We start from the raw sequence: 23,480 nt of genomic DNA, 5'->3' as shown, positions 1-23,480 counted from the left end.
CGAGCAGCAAGTCTATGGCGGACGACGGCGTCGTCTCGACTGGGTTACGGGTCGGCCGGGGATCTCGCTAGGCGGACGGCGGATCGGGTTAGCTCTTCTGGTCTGCCACAATCGTCGACCGGCAGACGTGCTCCACGGCGAGGCTGGAGTGCCCGAGACGAGAGGGGTGCACGTGTCCTTCCTGATCCGGGTCCAGCTCCCGGACAGCCCGGGAACCCTGGGCGCGGTGGCCACGGCGCTCGGCACGATCGGTGCGGACATCCTCAGCGTCGACGTGGTCGAACGCGGGAACGGGGTGGCGATCGACGACCTGGTGGTGGAGATCCCCACCGGGCGGCTGCCCGACGCGCTGATCACCGCCGCGGAGAGCGTCGAGGGGGTCGAGGTGGACGCCGTACGGCCGTATGCCGGGGTCCTGGACACCCACCGCGAACTCGAACTGGTCGAGGAGATCGCCGCCCGCCCGGCCGACGGACTGGACGTCCTGGCCGAGGGCGTGCCGCGGATCATCCGGGCGGGCTGGTCGCTGGTGGTCAAGCACTCCGAGGCCGGGCTGCACCGCCTCGCCGCGTCGGCCGCGGCCCCCGAGTCCGATCTCACCGAACTCCCGTGGCTCCCGCTCGAACGCGCGACCATCCTCGACTCCGAGGACGGCTGGATCCCGGAGACCTGGAAGGAACTGGGCACCGAACTCGCCGCCACCCCGCTCGGCAAACCGGACAAGGCCCTGCTGGTGGGCCGCCCGGGCGGCCCGATGTTCCGCGCCGCCGAGGTCGCCCGCCTCGCCCACTTCGCCGGAATCGTCGCCGTCGTCCTCGACACCTGACCGCGAGTCCCCCGCTCACACACGCGAGTTGCACACTCGGGCAAGCGAGTTCGACGTTCGGGCAAGTGAGTTACACACTCAGGTAGGCGTGCTCGCGAGTTCCCCACTGAGGTTTTCTCCAGCGGGGTCGCCCTGTGTCGCGCTGGCCAGCTACCGAAACGGGGAACACACGCGACCAGAACGGGGGACTCGCGGGCGGGCTGCTTGCGGGAACGTGCGGCTCGCGGGTCAGAGAGGGAACGCGTAGGCGAGGAGGCGGACGTGGGGTTCGGGGCCCCAGTCGCGTTCGGGGAGGCGGGTGAAGCCGAGGCGTTCGTAGAGGCGGTGGGCGGTGGTCATCTTGTCCAGACTGGACAGGACGACCTGGTGGGCGCCCAGTTCCTGGGCGCGGCTGAGGACGGCCCGGGTGAGTGCCTCGCCCACCCCGCGGCCGCGGGCGGCCGGGGCGACCGAGAGCATCCGGAACTCCAGCTCGCCCTCGCGGGAGATCTCGGCGAGCGCGGTGCCGGGCCGGACCACGGTGACCGAGCCCAGGACGACGCCTTCCGCGTCCACCGCGGCCAGCAGTTCCGCGTCCCGCGCCCGCGCCTCGGTGTCGCGCAGCTTCTCGGCGTAGCCCGCCTCGGCGCCGTCCAGGAAGCCCTCGCCCCGGTAGGCGGCGACGGTGATCTCCCCGATCTCGGCCAGTTCCCCGGGCCGCGCCGGGCGGATCTCGAATTCACTCACCGGACTCCCCAGTCTCTTCTTCACCCGCGGGCAACGCGACCTCGGCAGCCGCCTCCGGCCCGCGGTCGAGCAGCACCCGGAACCCGTCCTCGTCCAGGACCGGCACCTTCAGCTGCACCGCCTTGTCGTACTTCGATCCGGGCGAGTCGCCGACCACGACGAACGCCGTCTTCTTCGACACCGAACCGGCCGCCTTCCCGCCGCGCGCCATGATGGCCTCCTTGGCCTCGTCGCGGGAGACGGTGGCCAGCGAACCGGTGACCACGATGGACAGCCCCTCCAGGTTGCGCGGGATGGAATCGTCGCGTTCCTCCGCCATCCGCACCCCGGCCCGCCGCCACTTCTCCACGACCTCGCGGTGCCAGTCGACGGCGAACCATTCGCGGACCGCCGTCGCGATGGTCGGCCCGACACCGTCCACATCGGCGAGTTCCTCCTCGCTCGCCGCGTCGATCGCGTCGATCGAACCGAACTCCCGGGCCAGCGCCTGCGCCGCGGTCGGCCCGACGTGCCGGATGGACAGCCCGACGATCACCTTCCACAGTGGACGATCCTTCGCGGCCTCCAGGTTCACCAGCAGCTTGCGCGCGTTCGCGGAAAGCTCGCCCGCCTTGGTGCGGAACAACTCCACCCGCGTGAGCTTCTCCTCGTCGAGGTCGAAGATCTCGCCCTCGTCGGCCACCACCCCGGACTCCAGCAGCGCGACCGCCGCCTCGTACCCGAGCACCTCGATGTCGAAGGCGCCGCGCCCGGCCAGGTGGAACAGCCGCTCCCGCAGCTGCGCGGGGCAGGACCGCGCGTTCGGGCAACGGATGTCGACGTCGCCCTCCTTCTGGTACGCCAGCCGCGTGTCGCATTCCGGGCAGCGGGTCGGCATCAGGAACTCGCGCTCCTCGCCGGTGCGCACGTCGACCACCGGGCCGAGCACCTCCGGGATCACGTCCCCGGCCTTGCGGATCACCACCCGGTCGCCGATCAGCACGCCCTTGCGCTTGACCTCGTCCGCGTTGTGCAGGGTGGCCATGGCCACCGTGGACCCGGCGACCTTCACCGGCTCCATCACCGCGAACGGGGTGACCCGGCCGGTGCGGCCGACGTTGACCTGGATGTCCAGCAGTTTCGTGGTGGCTTCCTCCGGCGGGTACTTGAACGCGATCGCCCAGCGCGGCGCCCGCGACGTGGTGCCCAGCCGCCGCTGCAGCGTCACCTGGTCGACCTTGATCACCACGCCGTCGATCTCGTGCTCGGCGTCGTGCCGGTGCTCGCCCCAGTACTTGATGTGCTCGAGCAGCTCGTCCGCGGTGTCCACGACCTTGCTGTGCGACGAGACCGGCAGGCCCCAGGCCGCCAGCGCCGCGTACGACTCGGACTGCCGGACCGGCTCGAACCCGTCGCGCTTGCCGAGCCCGTGGCAGATCATCCGCAGGTTCCGGCTGCGCGTGATCTTCGGATCCTTCTGCCGCAGCGATCCGGCTGCGGTGTTGCGCGGGTTGGCGTACGGCGGTTTGCCCGCCTCGACCATCCGGGCGTTGAGCTCCAGGAAGTCCTCCACCCGGAAGAAGACCTCGCCGCGCACCTCGACCAGGTTCGGCACCGGGAACTCGCCGGTCGCGGTGAGCCGCTCCGGCACCTGCTCGAGCGTGCGGACGTTGAGCGTGACGTCCTCGCCGGTGCGGCCGTCGCCCCGGGTGAGCGCGCGGGTGAGCAGCCCGTTCTCGTAGAGCAGGTTGACCGCGAGCCCGTCGATCTTCAGCTCGCACAGGTACTGGGTGGCCCCGCCCACCTCGCGCTCCACCCGCTCGACCCAGGCGAGCAGTTCCTCGGTGTCGAACACGTTGTCCAGGCTGAGCATCCGCTCGAGGTGGTCGTACGCGGTGAACTCGGTGGAAAACGTGCCGCCGACGTTCTGCGTCGGGGAGTCCGGCGTGGCCAGGCCGGGATGGGCTTCCTCCAGGCGCTCGAGCTCGTGCAGCAGCTCGTCGAACTGCCCGTCGGAGATCGTGGGCGAATCCAGCACGTAGTACCGGAACTGGTGCCCGCGCACCTCTTCGGCGAGCGCCGCGTGGCGCTCGCGCACGTCCGCGGGCACGTCGCCGAGATCTTCGGCGGCGCCCGGGGCGACCTGGTCTTCGGGAAGCTCTTCGCTGCTCACAGCCGGTAAGACTAGTGGGCCCCGCCGACATTTTCTCCGCCGCGCTCGGCCAGCCCGCGGACCAGCTCACGCAGCTCGAGGAGCGAGATCGCCCCGGCCGGTTCGGACTCGGCGGTCTCCACCCTGCGTAACCGTTCCCCCGCGAGGCGTTCCCCGAGGGCCGCGTCCAGCGGCAGGAAGGTCATCGCGCGGCGCGCGGCCTCCTCCAGTTCGCCCAGCCGCGGATGGTGCACGGCGACGTCGACCACCGCCTCCGCCTCGTCGACCTGGGCGGCCACCCGCACGTCGGCGAGCGAGATCCGGTGCTCGCCCAGGTTCACCGTCACCTCGGCCGGGTCCGGCACCGGGGGCACCGAATCGTGGTACTCCCAGATCGGATCCTCGTCCGGGGCCGCGGCCTTCCAGGCGTCGGTGTACGGCCGCAGGGCCGGATCCTCCTGCCCGGTGACCACCAGCGCGTAGACCGCCTGCTGCCCGCGTTCCAGGGAGAAGTGCAGGTCGGGGTGCACCAGCGCGACCGCCTCGCACAGCTCGTGTTCCACCCGCCGCGGTTCGCGGTCGCCCAGCGCGGCGCTGATCTCGGGCAGCAGCTCGGACCAGCGGCGCCAGAACCCGGCCGCCGCGGCCGCCGGATCCTCGGGCACGTGCGGCTCGGGCCAGGCCGTCCGAGGATCGGGCGCGTCGTTCTTGCGCCGCCGGAACCACTTCATCCCGTCGTTCCTACCAGCTCTCCGGCGGCTCGGTGAACGCTTTGCCCAGATCCCGGGTGAGCGCCAGGGCCCGGCGCATCCACGCCGTGGTGGCCCCGGCGAACCCGCAGGTCGGGGTCGGCACGGTTCGTCCGGCCAGGATCGACCGGTTGAACCCGAGCCGGTCGACGAGCCGCAGCGCGGGCCGGGCGACGTCGTGCAGCGTCGGCGGCGTCGCGGGTTCGAGCGCCGGAACCAGGCCGAGGAACAGGACCGTGCCGCCGTCCCAGGCTTCGCCGATCTCGTCGAGCAGCGAACCGGGCGCCCCGTCGAGCAGGGTCGCGTCCAGCGCGAGCGCACCCGCCCCGGCCGAGCGCAGCAGGCCGACCGGCGGCCGCGGCGCGCAGCAGTGCACCACCACCGGCTGCCCGCTGATCCGCCCGGCGTGTTCGATGACCGAGGCGAGCAGGGACCGCGCCTCCGGCTCCGGAACCGAGGGGACGGTGCCGTAACCCGACGGCGTGGGCAGCGAACCGGCCAGCACGTCCGGCAGGCTCGGCTCGTCGAACTGGACGACCACCTCCGCGCCGGTCCGGGACTTCAGCTCGGCGACCTGCCCGGCCAGCCCCTCGCCCGCCGATTCGGCGAATTCGCGCAGCGCGCCGGGATCGGTGAGCACGCGGTGCCCGCGCGGCAGTTCGATGCCCGCGGCCAGCGTCCACGGACCGGCGACCTGGAGCTTGATCACGCGCGGTTTGGTGCCCGCGCGATCGTGCGCCGCCTCGAGCGCGTCGAGGTCCCAGCGCAGCAGATCGACCGCGCGCCGGTGGTCCCGGCCGGGCCGGGCGGTGACCCGGTAGCCGCTGGGCACCACCTCGACGGCCAGATCCACCAGGAGCGCGGCGGTCCGGCCGATCAGATCGGCGCCGACGCCGCGCGCGGGAAGTTCGGGCAGGTGCGGGAATTCGGGCAGCTCTCCGAAGACGACGGCGGCCGCCTCGCCGGGGTCGGCGCCCGGCATCGAACCGATACCGGTGGCGGCGCCTGGGGGCCATGCTCGTTCGCTCACAGGGCGATTGTGCTCGGTGCCGAACCGACTGTTGCGCAGAGGTAAATGATCGGCCCGATCGGGTTCGTCGTGTCGCGTCCGGGTAGTCCACTCGCGTACCGTTTCGGGCACGCGGCCGGTGGGCACGCGTGGCGACAACTCACCACACGTCAACACGCACCGGCGGCTTCGCCGTTGCCATCGCAGGTGAGGTCGCCGAAGGGGTTCGAGCGTGAGGAGGTGAGACGCATGAGAGTGGCACTGGCCCAGACCGACTGCCGGCTCGGCGACATCGAAGGAAATCTCGTCGACACCGAACGGATCATCAAGGAATCCGCCGCGGAGGGCGCGGACCTGGTGGTCTTCCCGGAACTGAGCCTGACCGGCTACGCCCTCGGCCAGCTTGCCGAGGACATCTCGATGTGGCCGGACGACACCCGGCTGGCCGAACTGTCCCGGCACGGCCCGGACGTGGTCATCGGGTTGCTCGAAGACGGGCGCATCCGGCGGCACAACACGGCGCTCTACCTCTCCGGCGGCGAGCTGGTGCACAACCACCGCAAGCTCTACCTGCCGAACTACCTGATCTGGGAGGAGCGCAAGCACGCCAGCCCCGGCCAGCACATGCGCGCCTTCGACACCCGGCACGCGCGCATGGCGACGCTGATCTGCAACGACGCCTGGCAGCCGATGCTGCCGTGGCTGGCCGCGCAGGACGGCGCCGAGGTGCTGATCGTGCCGACGAACAGCGCGGCCAAGCTGACCGCGGGTTCGTTCGATCCGGCCGAGTACTGGCACGACCTGCTCACGTTCACCGCGCGCATGCAGCAGTGCTGGGTGATCTTCGTGAACCGGGTCGGGGACGAGGCCGGGGTGCGGTTCTGGGGCGGTTCGCGGGTGATCGATCCGTGGGGTTCGGTCGTGGCCACCGCGCCGACCTGGGAGGAGTCGCTGACCGTCGTCGAAATCGACCCGGGCGCGGTGCGGCGCCGCCGCCGGGAGATCCCGCTGCTCGCGGACGCCCGCCTCGGGCTGCTGCGCCGGGAGTTGGAGCGCCTCATCAACGAAAGCGGAGACGACTAGGTTGGTTATTTCCGGGATGCCCGGATTGGGACACGGACATTCTCCGCATTTCCCATTCCGGGCTCCCAATTTCCGGTTCCGCCATTACGCTGACCTGCCATGACGAGCAATTCGCCGCCACAACCGGGCTGGTACCCGGATCACGCCGACCCGCGCCTGCTCCGCTGGTGGGACGGCCGGGCGTGGACCCCGAACACTCGTCCCGCCGAACGGCCGCACGACGCGAACCCGTTCGAACTCGACGTGGAATACGGGCACGATCCGGCGCGCGTTCAGGCGCAGGTCGCGAAGGGCACCCGCGGCCGGGGCGGCGGGCTCGCCGGAGGCGGCACGCTGTTCACCGAGCCGATCCTGGTGGTCAACCAGCGGGCGAAGCTGATCGAGATGGCCAACGAGTTCGGCGTGTTCGACCAGCACGGCCGGCAGCTCGGCGCGGTCGTGCAGGTCGGCCAGAGCACGCTGAAGAAGATGGTGCGGTTCTTCAGCAACTACGACCAGTTCCTGACGCACAAGTTCGAGGTCCGCGACGCGAACCACAGCACGGTGCTGAAGGTGACCCGGCCGGCGAAGGTGTTCAAATCCCGGTTCCTGGTGACCCGGGCGGACGAGTCGCCGATCGGCGAGATCATCCAGGAGAACGTCTTCGGCAAGATCCGGTTCGCGTTTTCGGTGAACGGGCAGAAGATCGGCGGGATCTTCGCGGAGAACTGGCGCGCCTGGAACTTCTCGATCCGGGATCACCACGACTCCGAGGTCGCCCGGGTCACCAAGACGTTCGGCGGTTTCCTCAAGGCGGCGTTCACCACCGCGGACAACTACGTCGTGGAGATCCACCGCCCGCTGCCGGAGCCGCTGGCCAGCATGGTGGTGGCCTCGGCGCTGACCATCGACACCGCGCTCAAACAGGACGACCGCAACTGACATTCCACGCGTGAGATGTGTCTCACCACGTTCCTGTAGACACTTCATCCGGTTCGGATGAAAGTGGGAGGACTGGGAGACAGAGAGGTCGCCGTGGAAGCGCTCACCGAGGACAGCACCCGTCACTGGACCGAGCCGGGGATCTACGCGGTCGCGCCCGGCGTGTACCGGATCCCCCTCCCCCTGCCGAACGACGGCCTGCGCGCGGTGAACGTCTACGCGATCACCGACGGGACCGAGCTGGTGCTCATCGATTCGGGCTGGGCGCTGGACGAATCCCGCGAACTCCTGCAGGCGGCGCTGAAGGCGATCGACGCCGATCTCGGGGACGTGCGCCAGTTCCTGATCACCCACGTCCACCGCGACCACTACACCCAGGCGGTCGCGCTGCGCCGGGAGTTCGGCGGGCGGATCGCGCTCGGGCGACACGAACAGGCGTCGTTGCGGCTGTCCATCGATCCGGCGACCGTCGAGCTCAACGCCCAGGTGGTCGGCCTGCGCCAGTACGGGGCGGAGGAGGTCGTGGACGCGCTCGCCAAGATGTTCGGCGGCGAAGAACGGCTGGCCGACCGGAACATCTGGGAGAACCCGGACGAGTGGCTCACCCCGGGCCCGCGCACGGTGCTGCCCGGGCGGGACCTGGAGGTCGTGCACACCCCCGGGCACACCGCGGGGCACGTGGTGTTCGACGACGGCGCCGCGGGGCTGCTGTTCACCGGCGACCACGTGCTCCCGCACATCACGCCGTCGATCGGCTTCCAGCCGGCGCGGGTGGAACTGCCGCTGCGGGACTTCCTCGGCTCGCTGCGCCTGGTCCGCGCGCGGCCGGACCGCCGGATGCTGCCCGCGCACGGCCCGGTGACCGACAGCGTGCACGCGCGGGTGGACGAACTCCTCGCCCACCACGACGGGCGGCTCGCCGCGATGGGCGAGACCGTGGCGAACGGCGCCAGCACGGCGTACGAGGCGGCGTTGCGGCTGGGCTGGACCCGGCGGCAGCGCAAGCTCGGCGAACTGGACGCGTTCAACCAGATGCTCGCGGTGCTGGAAACCGGTGCGCACCTGGATCTGCTGGTATCCCAGGGAAAGCTCGCGCGGACCGAGGTCGACGGCGTGCTGCGCTACGCGCCGAGCTGATCCCGGAGTTCCCGTTTGAGGATCTTGCCCGAGGCATTGCGCGGCAGCTCGCCGACGAAGTGCACGGCCTTGGGCACCTTGAACGCGGAGAGCTTCGCGCGGGCGTGGGCGATCAGGGCGTCCGCGTCGACGTCCTCTTTGGACACCACGACCGCGGTGATCGCCTCGATCCACTTCTCGTCCGGCAGCCCGATCACCGCGACCTCGGCGACCGCGGGATGCGTGTAGAGCGCGTCCTCCACCTCGCGGGAGGCCACCAGCACCCCGCCGGTGTTGATCACGTCCTTGATCCGGTCGACGACGTAGAGGTACCCGGCCTCGTCGGCCCGGACCAGATCGCCGGAGTGGAACCAGCCGCCGCGGAACGCCGCCGCGGTCTCCTCGGGTTTGTTCCAGTACCCCTCGCACAACTGCGGTGACCGGTAGACGACCTCGCCCGGTTCGCCGGGCGGGACGTCGTCGCCGTTCTCGTCGACCACCCGCAGTTCCACGAACAGCGCCGGACGGCCCGCGGACTCCGGGCGGTCGGCGTGCTCGGCGGGGCCGAGGATGGTGGCCAGCGGCGCGATCTCCGACTGGCCGAAGCAGTTGTAGAAACCCAGTTCCGGCATGGCTTCGCGGAGCCGCTCGAGGATCGGGCCGGGCATGATCGAGGCGCCGTAGTAGGCCTTGCGCAGGGCGGACAGGTCGCGGGCGCCGAAGTCGGGGTGGTTGGTCAGTGCGACCCAGAGCGTGGGCGCGGCGAAGAACGCGCGGTGGCCGTCCTCGATGCGGCGCAGGATCTCGCCGGGGTCGGGTACTTCGAGGAGCTGGTTGGTGGCGCCGACCGCGAGCCACGGCAGCAGGAAGACGTGCATCTGCGCGCTGTGGTAAAGCGGCATCACGTGCAGCGGATCGTCGTCCTCGGTGAGGTCGAGGCCGACGATGCAGGAGACGTACTCGTGCACCAGCGCGCGATGCGTCATCATCGCGCCCTTCGGCCGGGAGGTGGTGCCGGAGGTGTAGAGCAGCTGGGCGAGATCGGTGTCGGCGACCTCGACGTCGAGTTCCGGAGTCTCGCCCTCGGTGGCGGCGGCGAGCAGGGAATCGCCGGTGTCGCGCAGCGGCAGCAGGTGGGTGAGCCCGCCCGCGACCGCGTCCAGCGCGGGCCGCAGCGCCGGATCGGTGAGCGCGACCGTGCTGCCGGACTGGTCGAGCAGGTAGGCCAGTTCCTCGCCGGTCAGGTTGTAGTTGATCGGCACGTGGATCAGCCCGGCGCGGGCGCAGGCGAGGAAGCCGATGAGGTAGGCGTCGGAGTTCTTGCCGTAGGCGGCGACGCGGTCGCCCTTGGCCAGGCCGAGCCCGAGCAGGTGCGCGGCGGCCCGGGTGACCGCGGCGTCGAGTTCGGCGTAGGTCCACCGCCGGTCGGCGAACCGCAGGGCGATCCGGTGCGGAACCCGGGCGGCGCTGCGGCGCAGAACGTCCGCGACGGTGCTGGAGCGGAGCGCGGTCATCTCTGGACCTCCTGGCCTCGGCGCCGCGTGGGCGAGATCAAGATTAGCCGCGCCCGGGTGCCGGATGTGCGTTCGCGAGGTCGGTGACCGCTTGCCAACCCCCATCCGGCATGCGCGGGGCGGCACTTCGGTGGGAAAGCGCCGCCGAGCACCCGAAAGCGCGCGCACTTTCGGGTGTCGGCGGGTCAAGCGGTGGCGGAGATCTTCGCGCTGCCCAGCACCAGATCGCCTTCGGGGTCCGGGCGGTAGAGGACGACGACCTGGCCCGGGGCGACCCCGCGCAGCGGTTCGCGCAGCGAGACGGTCACCTCGTCGCCGGTCACCTCGGCCACCGCCTCGACCGTGCCGCCGTGCGCGCGGACCTGGGCCACGCATTCGGTCGGCCCGTCCAGCGGGCGTTCGCTCGGCCAGATCGGGCGGTCGGCCCGGATCTCGCGGACCCCGAGGTGATCGGCCGAGCCGACCTTGACCGTGCCGGAAACCGGTTCCAGCGACAGCACGTACCGCGGCCGCCCGTCCGGCGCGGGCGCCTCGATGCCCAGGCCCTTGCGCTGGCCGACGGTGAACCCGTGCACGCCGGTGTGGCGGCCGAGCACGGCCCCGGTCTCGGCGTCGACCAGTTCCCCCGGCCGCTCGCCGAGCCGCTTCTCCAGGAACTTGCGCGTGTCGCCGTCCGGGATGAAGCAGATGTCGTGGCTGTCCGGCTTGCGCGCCACGGCCAGCCCGCGCCGCTCGGCCTCGGCGCGGACGTCGGTCTTCCAGGAATCGCCGAGCGGGAAGAACGAGTGCCGCAGCTGCTCCGGGGTCAGCGAGGCGAGCACGTACGACTGGTCCTTGCCCTCGTCCGCACTGCGCCGCAGCTCCGGCACACCGTCCACAACGGACAGTCGCGCGTAGTGCCCGGTGGCGACCGCGTCGAAGCCCAGCGCCATCGCCTTGTCCAGCAGCGCCTCGAACTTGATCTTCTCGTTGCAGGTGACGCACGGGTTCGGGGTGCGCCCGGCGGCGTACTCGCCGACGAAGGTCTCGATGACCTCCTCGGTGAACCGCTCGGCGAAATCCCAGACGTAGAACGGGATGCCGAGGATGTCCGCGGCCCGCCGGGCGTCGTGCGAATCCTCGATCGTGCAGCAGCCCCGCGCGCCGGTGCGCAGCGTGCCCGGTTTGGCGGACAGCGCCAGGTGGACACCGACCACGTCGTGCCCGGCGTCCACCGCCCGCGCGGCGGCCACCGCCGAATCCACGCCCCCGCTCATGGCGGCCAGTACGCGCATGGCGCTACACCCCCGCCTTCTTCTCGTTCGTCCGCTTTTCCGCCGGCTGTTTCCGCATGCCGCTCAGCCCCGCCTGCCGCGCCCGGGCCACCACGAAACCGATCTCCCGGGCCAGCGCGTCCACATCGTCCTGAGTGGACGTGTGGCCCAGCGAGAACCGCAGCGAGCCCCGCGCCGACGCCGCGTCGGCGCCCATCGCCAGCAGCACGTGGCTGGGCTCGGCGACGCCCGCGGTGCACGCGGAACCGGTCGAGCATTCGATGCCCTTGGCGTCCAGCAGCATCAGCAGGCTGTCCCCCGCGCAGCCCGGGAACGTGAAATGCGCGTTGCCGGGCAACCGGCCTTCGTCCGGCCGGGCCCCGTTGAGCACCGCGTCCGGCACCTCGCGCAGCACCGCGGCGATCAGCCGGTCGCGCAGCCCGGCGATCTCGGCGGCCTGCGGGTCGAGCGCGCCGATCGCGGCGCGCACGGCGGTGGCGAACGCGTGGATCGCGGGCACGTCCAGGGTGCCCGAGCGCACGTCCCGTTCCTGCCCGCCGCCGTGCAGCAGCGGCTCGCACGGGGTGTCCCGGGCGAGCAGCAGCGCGCCGATGCCGTACGGCCCGCCGAGCTTGTGCCCGGAGAGCGTGAGCGCGCTCGCGCCGCTGGCCGCGAAGTCCACCGGGATCGCGCCGACGGCCTGCACCGCGTCGGTGTGCAGCGGGATGCCGTGCTCGGCGCAGATCGCGGCGAGTTCGGGCAGCGGGTTGACCGTGCCGACCTCGTTGTTGGCCCACATGATCGTGACCAAAGCCACATCGTCCGGCTCGTCGCCGATCGCCTTGCGCAGGGTCTCCGGCTCCACCCGGCCGTGCGAATCCACGTCGAGCCAGGTGATCTCGGCGCCCGCGTGATCGGCCAGCCACTGCACCGCGTCGAGCACGGCGTGGTGCTCGACCGAACTCGCCAGCACCCGGCGGCGCTTCCGATCGGCGCCGTTGCGGGCCCAGAAGATGCCCTTGACCGCGAGGTTGTCGCTTTCGGTTCCCCCGGCGGTGAAGATGACCTCGGACGGCCGGGCGCCCAGCGCCTCGGCGAGCACCTCGCGCGCCTCCTCCACGACCCGCCGGGCCCGGCGGCCGGAGGAATGCAGCGAGGAGGCGTTGCCCACGGTGGACAGCGCCTCGCTCATCGCCGCTATGGCTTCCGGCAACATGGGGGTCGTCGCCGCGTGGTCGAGATAGGTCATCGCCTATCCAGGGTAGCGCCTCACCGAAGGTGACCTCATACCCTCGACGGCCACCGCCCGGTCACCCGCACCCCGGTCAGCGCGATGGCCGCCAGCACCGCGCCGAGCACGGCGATCGCGGCCGACGGGTGCCGCGCCGAGGCCAGGACGCCGAGCAGCACTCCGCCGAAACCGACGGTCAACGCGGAGCCCACCCAGTCGCCGAGCTGCATGGCCGAGGTGTTGAAACCGCGTTCGGCTTCCGGCGAGAACCGCAGCAGCAGCACCGAGATCGCGGGCATCGCGATGCCCATCCCGGCGCCGCCGATCGCGCAGGCCGCGAACGCGGCCCAGCCGGGGAACCACGGCTGCGAGACGAACGCGAAGATCGCCAGGCCCGCGGCCACCAGCGCGAACCCCAGCCGCAGCGACGCCTCGCGCGACCAGTCCGGGTACCGCCCCTGCACCGCCGAACCCGCCGACCAGCCGAGCGCGGTGACCGTCAGCGGCAGCCCGGCGGCGGCCGGGGAATAGCCGTGCACGGTGCTCATGGTGAGCGGCAGGTACGCCTCCATCCCGGCGAACGCGCCGCCGATCAGCGCCCGCGAGGCGACCACCGTGGGCAGCCCGGGCCGGGCGGTGAGGGTCCCGGGCGGCAGCAGCCGCCGCAGCGCGAACGCGAGGGCGGCCAGCCCCGCCGCGCCGTACCCGAGGGCGAGCCCGGACGGGTGCTGCGCCGCCCAGGTCAGCGCGGCGACCCCGGCCGCGGCGGCGACCGCGGCGACGACACTCGCCCGCCGCTGCCGGTCACCGCCGGGCACGTGCCGGTCCAGCCGCCGGATCACGGTGACCAGCAGCCCGAGACCGAGCAGGACGAGCGGGGTGAGGCCGAGGAAGACCCACCGCCAGCCGATCCGCTCGGTGACCACCCCGGCCACCGACGGGCCGACCACCGCGGGCAGCACCCACGCGGCGGCGTTCGCGGCGTAGATCACCGGCCGTTCCCGATCGGTGAACACGAGCGCGATCAGCAGCGAGACGGCCACCAGGAGCACGCCCGAGCCGAGGCCCTGCAGGACCCGGCCGAGCAGCAGCAGGGCCATGTCGTGGGCGAATCCGGCGACCAGCAGGCCGCCGAGGAACAGCGCGGGCCCGAGGACCAGGGCGGGCGCGGGACCCCGGCGGTCGCCGAGCCGCCCGGAGAGCACGGTGGCCACCACGCTGGCAACCAGGAACGCGGTGAACGGCCAGGAGTACAGCGCCTGCCCGTGCAAGGCGGAGACCATGGTGGGCATCGCGGTCGCGACCCCCATGTTCTCGAACGCGATGAGCGTGACCACGAGCAGGATCGCCGCCGTGGTCGTCCGATGCGCGGGTGTCCACAGGACACGCGGCCGCGCCGCCGCCTCGGTTGCCATGATCGAAGCGAACAACCTCCAGCGCGCTGGAGGTCAAGCCGCGCGAGTCGCACACTCGGGCACGCGAGTTACACGCTCAGGCACGCGAGTTACCCGTTCGCGCGCCCGAGTTCGACGTTCGGTCAGGCGAGTTCGCGTTTCGGGGCGGGCGATTCGATGACCGGACGCGGCGCCGGTGCCCGGCGGCGGGCCTGGGCGGGGATCCGGACGGTGCCGAGCGCGGAATGCACGGCGGCCTGGGCGACGGCGGCGAGTTCGCGGCGGTTCTCCGCACGGCCGGGCGCGATTTCCGGGCACACGAACATTTCCAGCACCAGCCCGCGGAGCCGGGCGACCCGGCGCAGCGAGGCGATCAGCGTCTCCGGTCCGATGAACGCGGGTTGCGTGGTCTCCCGGCCGTCGGAAAGCCGGTACCGCAGCGCGACCGGCCGCACCGGTACGCCACCGTCGATCGCCGCCTGGAACACCGCCGTCCGGAACCGGCCGGACGCCAGACCGCACCACGTGGTGCCCTCCGGCGTCGCGTTGACCATCGACCCGCCGCGCATCGCCTCGGCGAGTTCGGTCATCGTCGCGGGCAGGGTGGACAGCCGTTCCCGGTCCAGGAAGATGCTGCCCGCGCGGGAAACCAGCACGCCGAGCACCGGCCAGCTCCGGATCTCCTTCTTGGCCAGCGCGCGCATCGGCCGCACCGCGTTGATCGCCACGATGTCCAGCCACGAGATGTGGTTGTTCACCACGAGCGCGCCACGACCGGGTTCGGGGAATTCGCCGTGCACCACCAGCCGCACGCCGAACGCGTGCAGCACCGCGCGGAACAGCGTGCGCACCACCCATTCCCGCGCGCCGCCGCGCAGCAGGAACAGCACCGGCGACACCAGCAGCGCCGCGATGACCACTCCGATCGCCACGGCGAACCGCATGGCCCGCCGGGCGAAACCGACCGTGGGCGCACCCGGCGTCAAACACCCGTCGCCGCAGGGCGACGCGGGCATCCACGCGTGGCTCATACCTGGACCCCGAGGAAGAACTTCAGGTAGCGCTCGTCGACCTGGTGCAGATCCAGCAGCATGAAGAAATCCGCGACACCGAAGTCCGGGTCGTGCGCGGGCGGGCCGCCGACCGTGGCGCCGAGCCGCACGTAGCCCTTCAGCAACGGCGGCAGCACCGACCGCGCCGGACGGGCGACGCCCTCGTCCTGCCACGGGTGCAACGGTTTCACCCGAGCGGACTCGGGCGCGTAGTGCTTGGCGCGCACCACATCCCACACACCGGCGGCGTAACTTCCCCCATCCGTCAACGGAACCGAAGCGCACCCGGCGAGGTACCTGTGCCCGGACAACAACATGTAGCGCGCGATCCCGGCCCACACCAGGCTCACCACCGCACCGGTGCGGTGCTCGGGGTGCACACAGGAGCGTCCGGTCTCGACCAATGAGCCGCGCAGCCCAGCGATGGCCGTCAGGTCGAATTCGGTGTCCGAGTACAACCGGCCCGCCCGCACCGCGCGCTCGGGCGGCAGCATCCGGTAGGTGCCCACGATCTCGTCGGTGTTGTCGTCCCGTACGACCAGGTGGTCGCAGAATTCGTCGAAGTAGTCGACGTCCAGTCCATGTGCGAGCGAATTGAGCGTCGCGCCCATTTCCTCGGCGAATACCTGGTGCCTGAGCCGCTGCGCGGCAAGCACCTCGTCGTTGTCATTGGCGACGAGCAGGGAATAGCGGGGCGCGTCCGCCGGGAGCTCGACACCCGCCTGATCAGTGCTGACGAGTAGCTGTGACCGCGTCATGTCCTAGGTGTACCTGCCGCGAAGAAACCGTGGAGAGAGTCATCCGATGACCGCTTGGTGCACGTTCAGTTAATAGCGGGTTCTCAGGTTCCCTTAAGGTAACGAAAACGGGGCGGCCCCTCAAGGGAACCGCCCCGATTGGTCGAGTTTCGACGTCAGCCCTTGCGCTTGGCGACCTCTTCGGTCAGCTGCGGCGCGACGTTGAACAGATCGCCGACCACACCGAAGTCGGCGATCTCGAAGATCGGCGCCTCCGGGTCCTTGTTCACCGCGACGATGGTCTTCGACGTCTGCATCCCGGCGCGGTGCTGGATCGCACCGGAGATGCCGAGCGCGATGTACAGCTGCGGCGACACCGTCTTACCGGTCTGTCCCACCTGGAACTGCGCCGGGTAGTAGCCGGAGTCGACCGCGGCGCGCGAAGCGCCCACCGCCGCGCCGAGCGCGTCGGCCAGCTTCTCGACCACGTCGAACTTCTCGGCCGAACCGACACCGCGGCCACCGGAGACGACGACCGACGCCTCGGTCAGTTCCGGACGGTCGCCGCCCACGATCGGCTCCACACCGGTGATCTTGGCCGACTTCGCCGCGTCCACCGCGGGCAGTTCCACGGCCTCCTCGGCCGCCGCGCCCTCGGCCGGTTCGGCCTCGACGCCGCCCGGGCGCACCGAGATGACCGGGGTGCCCTTGGCCGCCTTGGACCTGACCGAATACGCGCCACCGAAGATCGACTGCTCGACCGTGCCGTCGGCGTTGACGCCCACCGCGTCGTAGAGCAGACCGGAGCCGATCCGCACCGCCAGGCGGCCGGACACCTCCTTGCCCTCCGAGGACGCGGCGACCAGGACCGCGGCCGGGGACGCCTGCTCCACCAGCTTGGCCAGCGCGTCGACCTTCGGGGTCACCAGGTAGTTCCCGGCGTCCTCGGATTCGGCGACGTAGACCTTCGCCGCGCCGTAGGCCGCCAGCGACTCCTTCACCTTGCCCGCCGTGCCGGGGGCGCCCACCACGACCGCCGACGGCTCGCCCAGGGCGCGCGCCGCGGTCAGCAGCTCGAGGGTGACCTTCTTGACCTCACCGTCGACGTGGTCGACGAGGACCAGTACTTCAGCCATCTGTCTGTTTCCTCCTCGCTCGCTTGTCTCAGATGAGTTTCTGGCCGACCAGGTACTCGGCGACCTTGGCGCCGCCGTCGCCCTCGTCCTCGACCCGCTGACCGGCCTGGCGCGGCGGCTTCGGGGCCGCCTCGGCCACGGACACCCAGGCGTTGGCGAGGCCGACCTCGCCCGCGTCCACGCCGAGGTCGGCGATGGTCAGGGTCTCGACCGGCTTCTTCTTGGCCGCCATGATCCCCTTGAAGGACGGGTAGCGCGGCTCGTTGATCTTCTCGGAAACGCTGACCACGGCCGGCAGGTTCGCCTCGAGGTGGGTGATGCCGTCCTCGGTCTCGCGGTCGCCCTTGACGGTGGAGCCCTCGACCGTCAGCGCGCGCACGTGGGTCAGCTGCGGCAGGCCGAGCAGCTCGGCGAGGATCGCGGGCACCGCGCCACCGCGGCCGTCGGAGGCCTCGTTACCGGCGATGACCAGGTCGTAGCCCTCGACCTTGCCGATCGCGGCGGCCAGCACCTTGGCGGTGGCGATCAGGTCGGAGCCGTGCAGGGTCTCGTCGGAGACGTGGATGGCCTTGTCGGCGCCCATCGACAGCGCCTTGCGGATGGCGTCGGTCGCCCGGTCCGGGCCCACCGAGACCACGGTGACCTCGCCTTCGCCGGCTTCCTTGATCTTCAGGGCCTCCTCCACCGCGCGCTCGTTGATCTCGTCGAGCACGGCGTCGGCGGATTCGCGGTCAAGCGTGTAGTCACCGTCGGAGAGCTTCCGCTCCGAATAGGTGTCCGGCACCTGCTTGACCAGGACAACGATATTGGTCATGGGTCTTCTTCGACCTCCCGATATTGGGCGCGTGAACGCAGCCGGAACAGGCCTCTACTCGCCGGTAGCTTAGGGAAGACTTGCTTCCGTGGCGCGCCGAGGTGACGCCATTCACCTGGATGAAGCGTTTACTGGGACGATCGTCCCGGTAGTTGCCCGTGCGAAGTCTACCGTGGGTGGCCCCTAGCCCGCTTGGCGGAACGCCGGGGTACTCCTGTTGGGTGCGAGGGGTTAGCCTCCGAACCGTGCCCAGTCATGTCGCCGTAGTCACCGACTCGACCGCCTGCCTGCCCGATCACCTGATCAACCAGTGGGGCATCAAGGTCGTCCAGCTGCAACTGCAGGTGGGCGCCCACGTCGACGACGAGCACAGATTCAGCCGTCCGGAGATCATCGAGGCGCTGCGCATGGGTAAGACGGTGGCCACCGCACCACCGGATGCGGGCGCCTTTTTCTGGACCTACCAGGACGCGGTGAGCGCGGGCGCGACCGCGATCGTCAGCGTGCACATCTCCGGCCGGATGTCGGCCACCGCCCAGGCCGCCCGCGAAGCCGCGCAGCAGGTCCGAATCCCGGTGCACGTGCTGGACAGCGAGATCCTGGGCATGAGCCTCGGGTTCGCGGCGCTGTCCGCGGCCCGGGCGGCGGCCGCGGGCGGGCAGGCCCGCCGCGTGATCGAGGCCGCCGAGCGCCGCTACACCACCAGCACCGAGCTGATCTACGTCGACACCCTGGAGTACCTGCGCCGCGGCGGCCGGATCGGCGCGGCGACGAAGTTCCTCGGCACCGCGCTCTCCATCAAGCCCCTGCTCACCGTGCGCGACGGCGAGGTGGCCCCGGTCGCCCGGGTGCCCGGAACCCGCCGTGCGCTGGCGAAACTGGCCGACCTCGCGGTGGACCGGGCGGGCGGGCAACCGGTCGACATCGCGGTGCTGCGCTTCGGCGCGCCGGACGAGCGGATGGAAGAGGTCACCGCGCGCCTGAAGGAGCGGCTGCCCGCCGTGCGGGACAGCCTGCTGCTGGAGGCGAGCACGATAATAGGCGCGCATGTGGGCCCTGGCGCGGTCGGAATCACGGTTTCCCCGGCCGCTTAGGAACTTCCTGTCGCCCATGTCCGTTGAACTGTCGAAACGGACATAACGCCACGGAAGGCAGCACCATGGCATCGCTGTTCAACAAGCTCGCACGCCTGGCCAACACCCCGCAGGGCAAGAAGGCCATCCGGCAGGCCAAGGAGTTCGCCAACGACCCGCGCCGCAAGCAGCAGGCGAAGGAAGCGCTGAACAAGCTGCGCGACCGGGCCACCGGCAAGGGCAAGCCGCCCGCGCACTAGGTCTCGCGGCGCCCCGGGATCGCCAGCACGGCCAGCGGGAGCACCACGATCGCCGCGGTCGTCGCCGCGATCAGCACCCGGTCCACGGTTTCGAAGTGATGCAGGTGCGTCACGTGGTAGCCGAAGTGCGGCACCGAGTAGGCCAGCCAGGCCAGGGCGGCCAGCCGGGCGGCGGCCGTGCTGCCGATCACCGCGGCGCCGAGCGAGAGCACGCACAGGGCGAGGAAGAGGCCGCCGACGTCGCGGATCAGGTGCTCGTTGAAGGGCCCGTCCAGCGAGATCCAGGCCGACCGGAAGCCAGGGAAGTCCGGGTAGAAGGACGCGGGGAAGAACTGCGCCCAGACCCCCGCCACGGCGATGCTCACGCCGAGCGCGATCAGCAGGACACGGGTGACTGTTCGTTGCATACCACTAGGACAGGACAGCCGTGCCGAACGTGACAGGAGATAGGGTCGCCGGGTGACCCCATCCACCGAGGCGGCCGGACGCGCCGAGGCGCTGCACCTGACCGGGGAACGCACCGTTCCGGGCATCCCCGAGGAGAACTACTGGTTCCGGCGGCACGAGGCCGCGTACCTCGCGCTGCTGCCCTACTGCGCCGGTGCGACCGTGCTCGAGGCCGGATGTGGCGAAGGTTACGGCGCCGGGCTGATCGCCTCGCGGGCCGCGCGGGTGATCGCGCTGGACTACGACGAGCCGACCGCCGCGCACGTCGCCCGGCGCTACCCGGACGTCGGCGTGCTGCGCGCCAACCTGGCGTACCTGCCGCTGGGAACGTCCACAGTGGACGTGGTGGCGAACTTCCAGGTGATCGAGCACCTGTGGGACCAGGGCGGCTTCCTCGCCGAATGCCACCGGGTGCTGCGCCCCGGCGGCCGCCTGCTGGTCACCACGCCGAACCGGCTGACCTTCACCCCGGACAGCGACACCCCGCTGAACCCGTTCCACACCCGGGAACTCGCACCGTCCGAACTGGACTCGCTGCTGCGCGAAGCGGGGTTCGGCGTCGAACTGCTGCACGGCCTGCACCACGGGCCCGGGGTGCGGGCGCTGGACGAGCGGTACGGCGGTTCGATCATCGACGCGCAGCTGGACGTGGTGCTGGGGCAGCTGCCCGGGCAGGCGAGCTGGCCCGCCGGGCTGCTCGCCGACATCGCGGCGATCGGGGCGGCGGACTTCGCGATCCACGACCGGGAACTGGACGCGAGCCTGGATCTCGTCGCGGTGGCGGTGCGCCCGTGAGTCGATCCGAGGGCACGTTCTGCCTGGTCGTGCACAGCCACCTGCCGTGGCTGGCGCACCACGGTTCCTGGCCGGTCGGCGAGGAGTGGCTCTATCAGGCGTGGTCGCATTCCTACCTGCCGGTGGTGGACCTGCTGCGGCGGTTCGCCGAGGAGGGCAAGCGGGACGTGCTCACCCTCGGGGTGACGCCGGTGCTCGCCGCGCAGCTCGACGATCCGTACTGCCTGCGCACCTTCCACGACTGGCTCGGGCACTGGCAGCTGCGGGCCCGCCAGGCCACCACGCTCTGGCGCGACGACCCGCTGCTGCGCGATCTCGGCGCGAGCGAGTACCTGACCGCGACCCGCGCGGTCGAGGAGTTCGAAACCCGGTGGCGGCACGGTTTCTCGCCGATCCTCCGGTCCTTTGTGGACTCCGGGGTGATCGAACTGCTGGGCGGGCCGCTGACGCATCCGTTCCAGCCGCTGCTCGATCCGCGGATCCGTTCGTTCGCGCTGCGCGGCGGGCTGGACGACACGTTCCTGCGGATCGGCCACCGGCCCGAGGGCATCTGGGCGCCCGAATGCGGGTACGCGCCGGGGATGGAGACCGGGTACGCCCGCGCCGGGGTCCGCCGGTTCCTGGTGGACGGGCCGTCGCTGCGCGGGGACACCTCGGCCGCGCGCACGGTGGGCTCGTCGGACGTGGTGTGCTTCGGGCGGGACCTGGAGGTCACCTACCGGGTCTGGTCGCCGAAGGCGGGCTACCCCGGGCATGCCGCGTACCGCGACTTCCACACCTGGGACCACCGGGTGGGGCTGAAGCCGTCGCGCGTCACCGGGAAGACGGTCGAGCCCGCGAACAAGGCGCCGTACGATCCCGCGCTCGCGGCGGACACGCTCGGCCTGCACGTGAAGGATTTCGTGGACACCGTGGTGACCCGGCTGCGGTCGCTGCGGGAGAAGCACGGGCGGGAGTCGCTCGTGGTCGCCGCGTACGACACGGAGTTGTTCGGGCACTGGTGGCACGAGGGACCGGCGTGGCTGGAAGGCGTGCTGCGGGCGCTGCCGGAAGCCGGGGTGCGGGTGACCACGCTGCGCGGGGCGCTGGAGGCGGGCCATCTGGGCGCCCCGGTCGACCTCCCGGCGTCCTCCTGGGGTTCGGGCAAGGACTGGCGGGTGTGGGACGGCGAGCAGGTGGCCGACCTCGTCCAGGCCAACGCCGCCCTCCAGGAGCGCCTGCTCACCTTCACCGGGCCGCCGCGGCAGGAAGGGACCTTCGCTCCCGGCAAACCGGAGCGTGGGACTTTTACTACGGAAATTCGTGAGCAAAGGTCCCTTCCGGCAAGTTTGGCGGCGCGGAATGGGAGCCGGGACCAGCTGGTGACCGAGGCCCTGCTCGCCCTGTCCAGCGACTGGGCGTTCATGGTCACCAAGGATTCCGCCGCCGACTACGCGCGCCGCCGCGCCCGCGTGCACACCGAGCGGTTCGACCGGCTCGTCGCGTTGCTGCGCGACGGGCAGCACGAGAGCGCGGCGCGGCTGGCCGCCGAGTTGCGCGCCGAGGACAACCCGTTCGGGCATCTCGACGCCCGCGACCTGTGACCGGCAAGAGAAGGAGCATCGAGTTGAGCGTCCACGACATCCCGTTGACCACGCTGTCCGGCGAACCCGCCACCCTCGGCGCGCTGGGCGGCCAGGCCCTGCTCGTGGTGAACGTGGCTTCCAAATGCGGGCTGACCCCGCAGTACGAGGGCCTCGAGCGGCTGCAGAAGCGCTACGCCGACCGCGGTTTCTCGGTGGCCGGGTTCCCGTGCAACCAGTTCGCGGGCCAGGAACCGGGCACCGCCGAGGAGATCCAGACCTTCTGCTCGACGACCTACGGCGTGAGCTTCCCGCTGTTCGCCAAGGTCGAGGTCAACGGGGAGAACCGCCACCCGCTCTACGCCGAGCTGACCCGGACCCCGGACGCCGACGGCGAAGCCGGGGACATCCAGTGGAACTTCGAGAAGTTCCTGGTCGGCCCGGACGGCAAGGTGGTCGCCCGGTTCCGCCCGCGCACCGACCCGGAGGACACCGCGGTCACCGAAGCGATCGAGTCCCTCCTCGCCTGAGCACCCGAGGTTTCATGAGGGGACCCCTCCAGACGAATTTTGTCTGGAGGGGTCCCCTCATGAAACGGAGAGCCGTCACACGGTGCGCAGCCCCCACACGCCTCGCCAGGTCTCGCGGGGGCGCAGGACGACCAGGCCGTCGCCGGTGTTGAAGCAGTTCGGCGCGCAGCTGACCGGTTCGACGGTGAGCCCGGACCGCGGCGGGTGCCCCTGGGGACCGTCGTCCGTGTACACCTGCAGGTAGTCGTAGCCCTCGTCCATCCACAGCTCGACGTCGTGCCCGCCCGGCCGGGTGAAGCCGACCGTCGCGAGCCCGTCGGCGCCCCGGCGCACGTCGGAGAACGCGGTGTCCATCTTCGTCGCGCCGATCCGCCGCGCCTGCCGGAAGTCGTACGGGGTTCCGGCGACCGGGGCCGTCCCGGTCGGGATCAGCCGGTCGTTCACCACGTAGTACGTGCTCGCGCCCAGCTCCAGGTCCATCGCGTCGATCCGGCCGCCCGCTGGCGCCGCGACGTAGGTGTGGTTCGCCGTGCCGAACGGGGCCGGGCCGTCGCCGATGTTGCGCGCGGTCAGCGTGCACGCCAGCCCCCGGCGCCCCAGCGCGAACTCGATCCGGAACGCCAGGTGAAACGGGTAGCCGTAGTGCGGGTGCTGCTGGATCTCCAGCACCACCGACTCGCGTCCACAGCGGACCGGCGACCATTCGGTGAAGCTCAGCAGCCCGTGCAACGCGGTGTCCCGGTCCGGTTCGTTGATCGGGACCGAGTACTGCTTGCCGCCGAAGGTGTAGCGTCCGTGATCGATCCGGTTCGGCCAGGGCAGGATGGTCTTGCCCTGGTATCCCTCGCCCATCTCCGCCGCGGGATGGGTGAGCAGCAGTTCCTCGCCGTCCACCCGGTACGACAGCAGGGTCGCCGAAACCCCGCCCACCACGGCGCGTTCCCGGCCGCGGCGCAGCTCGTAGACCCGCCCGCTCGCGGTCTGCCGAGCACTATCCACTGTGGACTCCGCTCGCGCGGGCGCGGCCGTCGCGGTCACCGCCCCCGCGGCCAGTGCCGCGCCGAGTGCGCCGCGCCGGGTGAAATCCCGTCCGGACCCCATTGTCCCTCCCCAGCTGGAGG

Annotated in this window: 23 protein-coding genes; 9 read left to right on the top strand and 14 right to left on the bottom strand. The window is 71.2% G+C overall.

All coding sequences use genetic code 11. From position 1 onward, the window contains the following. Positions 1-172: 172 nt before the first annotated feature. Positions 173-826: an ACT domain-containing protein gene (locus FXO23_RS22925; protein ID WP_158887530.1), complete on the top strand. Its 654-nt coding sequence runs from the start codon at positions 173-175 to the stop codon at positions 824-826. Between the two features lie 228 nt (positions 827-1,054). Here FXO23_RS22925 and FXO23_RS22920 read toward each other — a convergent pair whose 3' ends face one another. Genes FXO23_RS22920 through FXO23_RS22905 form a run of 4 tightly spaced genes read right to left on the bottom strand, consistent with a single transcriptional unit; the run spans position 1,055 to position 5,462 of the window. Further along, positions 1,055-1,552, bottom strand: coding sequence for a GNAT family N-acetyltransferase (locus tag FXO23_RS22920; protein WP_158887454.1), 498 nt, complete (start codon positions 1,550-1,552; stop codon positions 1,055-1,057). Continuing rightward, positions 1,545-3,704 (bottom strand): NAD-dependent DNA ligase LigA, encoded by a 2,160-nt coding sequence (gene ligA / locus FXO23_RS22915; RefSeq protein ID WP_158887453.1) that lies wholly within the window; start codon positions 3,702-3,704, stop codon positions 1,545-1,547. The genes FXO23_RS22920 and ligA overlap by 8 nt, the downstream gene beginning before the upstream one ends. A gap of 11 nt (positions 3,705-3,715) precedes the next feature. Continuing rightward, positions 3,716-4,414, bottom strand: a complete 699-nt coding sequence (locus FXO23_RS22910) for a hypothetical protein (RefSeq protein ID WP_158887452.1) — start codon at positions 4,412-4,414, stop codon at positions 3,716-3,718. Between the two features lie 10 nt (positions 4,415-4,424). Then, complete coding sequence (locus FXO23_RS22905) at positions 4,425-5,462, bottom strand: uroporphyrinogen decarboxylase/cobalamine-independent methonine synthase family protein (protein WP_158887451.1); 1,038 nt, start codon at positions 5,460-5,462, stop codon at positions 4,425-4,427. 228 nt (positions 5,463-5,690) lie between these two features. On the opposite strand from FXO23_RS22905, the gene FXO23_RS22900 reads away from it, so the two are divergent. The 3 genes from FXO23_RS22900 to FXO23_RS22890 all read left to right on the top strand — a co-directional run bounded on the left by FXO23_RS22900 (position 5,691) and on the right by FXO23_RS22890 (position 8,582). Next, positions 5,691-6,524, top strand: a complete 834-nt coding sequence (locus FXO23_RS22900; protein WP_158887450.1) for a nitrilase-related carbon-nitrogen hydrolase — start codon at positions 5,691-5,693, stop codon at positions 6,522-6,524. A 99-nt stretch (positions 6,525-6,623) separates the two neighbouring features. After that, positions 6,624-7,445 carry an LURP-one-related family protein gene (locus FXO23_RS22895; protein WP_158887449.1) on the top strand — a complete coding sequence of 274 codons (822 nt, stop codon included), beginning with the start codon at positions 6,624-6,626 and terminating at the stop codon, positions 7,443-7,445. Positions 7,446-7,538: 93 nt separating this feature from the next. Beyond that, the gene (locus FXO23_RS22890; protein WP_158887529.1) at positions 7,539-8,582 is read left to right on the top strand and encodes an MBL fold metallo-hydrolase; all 1,044 of its coding nucleotides are present in this window, start codon (positions 7,539-7,541) and stop codon (positions 8,580-8,582) included. On the opposite strand, the gene FXO23_RS22885 is transcribed toward FXO23_RS22890, so the two are convergent. The 8 genes from FXO23_RS22885 to FXO23_RS22850 form a co-directional block, all read right to left on the bottom strand. Beyond that, positions 8,567-10,075: an acyl-CoA synthetase gene (locus tag FXO23_RS22885; protein ID WP_158887448.1), complete on the bottom strand. Its 1,509-nt coding sequence runs from the start codon at positions 10,073-10,075 to the stop codon at positions 8,567-8,569. The genes FXO23_RS22890 and FXO23_RS22885 overlap by 16 nt on opposite strands. A 185-nt stretch (positions 10,076-10,260) precedes the next feature. After that, a complete protein-coding gene (mnmA, locus tag FXO23_RS22880) occupies positions 10,261-11,349 on the bottom strand; it encodes a tRNA 2-thiouridine(34) synthase MnmA (RefSeq protein ID WP_158887447.1) in 1,089 nt (362 codons plus the stop codon). Positions 11,350-11,353: 4 nt separating this feature from the next. Then, entirely contained in the window at positions 11,354-12,577 is a 1,224-nt protein-coding gene (locus FXO23_RS22875) for a cysteine desulfurase family protein (RefSeq protein ID WP_158887446.1), read from the bottom strand. A gap of 35 nt (positions 12,578-12,612) precedes the next feature. After that, positions 12,613-13,974, bottom strand: a complete 1,362-nt coding sequence (locus FXO23_RS22870; RefSeq protein ID WP_158887445.1) for an MFS transporter — start codon at positions 13,972-13,974, stop codon at positions 12,613-12,615. Positions 13,975-14,096: 122 nt separating this feature from the next. Continuing rightward, positions 14,097-14,984 carry a lysophospholipid acyltransferase family protein gene (locus FXO23_RS22865; protein ID WP_158887444.1) on the bottom strand — a complete coding sequence of 296 codons (888 nt, stop codon included), beginning with the start codon at positions 14,982-14,984 and terminating at the stop codon, positions 14,097-14,099. Beyond that, positions 14,981-15,763: a GNAT family N-acetyltransferase gene (locus FXO23_RS22860; protein WP_158887443.1), complete on the bottom strand. Its 783-nt coding sequence runs from the start codon at positions 15,761-15,763 to the stop codon at positions 14,981-14,983. The genes FXO23_RS22865 and FXO23_RS22860 overlap by 4 nt, the downstream gene beginning before the upstream one ends. A 155-nt stretch (positions 15,764-15,918) precedes the next feature. Further along, positions 15,919-16,878, bottom strand: coding sequence for an electron transfer flavoprotein subunit alpha/FixB family protein (locus FXO23_RS22855; RefSeq protein WP_158887442.1), 960 nt, complete (start codon positions 16,876-16,878; stop codon positions 15,919-15,921). 28 nt (positions 16,879-16,906) lie between these two features. Then, positions 16,907-17,692 (bottom strand): electron transfer flavoprotein subunit beta/FixA family protein, encoded by a 786-nt coding sequence (locus FXO23_RS22850; RefSeq protein WP_158887441.1) that lies wholly within the window; start codon positions 17,690-17,692, stop codon positions 16,907-16,909. A 245-nt stretch (positions 17,693-17,937) separates the two neighbouring features. Between FXO23_RS22850 and FXO23_RS22845 the strand changes: the two genes are divergently transcribed. After that, positions 17,938-18,786 carry a DegV family protein gene (locus tag FXO23_RS22845; RefSeq protein WP_158887440.1) on the top strand — a complete coding sequence of 283 codons (849 nt, stop codon included), beginning with the start codon at positions 17,938-17,940 and terminating at the stop codon, positions 18,784-18,786. A gap of 65 nt (positions 18,787-18,851) precedes the next feature. Continuing rightward, positions 18,852-19,025: a hypothetical protein gene (locus FXO23_RS50785; RefSeq protein ID WP_179956847.1), complete on the top strand. Its 174-nt coding sequence runs from the start codon at positions 18,852-18,854 to the stop codon at positions 19,023-19,025. Here FXO23_RS50785 and FXO23_RS22840 read toward each other — a convergent pair. Next, the gene (locus FXO23_RS22840; protein ID WP_158887439.1) at positions 19,022-19,432 is read right to left on the bottom strand and encodes a hypothetical protein; all 411 of its coding nucleotides are present in this window, start codon (positions 19,430-19,432) and stop codon (positions 19,022-19,024) included. The genes FXO23_RS50785 and FXO23_RS22840 overlap by 4 nt on opposite strands. Before the next feature lie 52 nt (positions 19,433-19,484). Between FXO23_RS22840 and FXO23_RS22835 the strand changes: the two genes are divergently transcribed. The 3 genes from FXO23_RS22835 to FXO23_RS22825 are packed head-to-tail and all read left to right on the top strand — an operon-like array spanning position 19,485 to position 22,359. Beyond that, on the top strand, positions 19,485-20,267 hold the full coding sequence (locus FXO23_RS22835; protein WP_158887438.1) for a class I SAM-dependent methyltransferase: 783 nt from the start codon (positions 19,485-19,487) through the stop codon (positions 20,265-20,267). After that, positions 20,264-21,850: a 1,4-alpha-glucan branching protein domain-containing protein gene (locus FXO23_RS22830; protein ID WP_158887437.1), complete on the top strand. Its 1,587-nt coding sequence runs from the start codon at positions 20,264-20,266 to the stop codon at positions 21,848-21,850. Before FXO23_RS22835 ends, FXO23_RS22830 begins: the two co-directional genes overlap by 4 nt. A gap of 23 nt (positions 21,851-21,873) precedes the next feature. Continuing rightward, entirely contained in the window at positions 21,874-22,359 is a 486-nt protein-coding gene (locus FXO23_RS22825) for a glutathione peroxidase (RefSeq protein ID WP_158887436.1), read from the top strand. Between the two features lie 75 nt (positions 22,360-22,434). On the opposite strand, the gene FXO23_RS22820 is transcribed toward FXO23_RS22825, so the two are convergent. Continuing rightward, positions 22,435-23,460 carry an aldose 1-epimerase family protein gene (locus FXO23_RS22820; RefSeq protein ID WP_158887435.1) on the bottom strand — a complete coding sequence of 342 codons (1,026 nt, stop codon included), beginning with the start codon at positions 23,458-23,460 and terminating at the stop codon, positions 22,435-22,437. Positions 23,461-23,480: the final 20 nt, after the last annotated feature.

It is taken from the genome of Amycolatopsis anabasis (assembly GCF_009765355.1).
GTDB classification, from domain to species: domain Bacteria; phylum Actinomycetota; class Actinomycetes; order Mycobacteriales; family Pseudonocardiaceae; genus Amycolatopsis; species Amycolatopsis anabasis.
The sequence above is the reverse complement of the archived record's forward strand: the minus strand, read 5'-3'. Positions and strand labels throughout refer to the sequence as shown.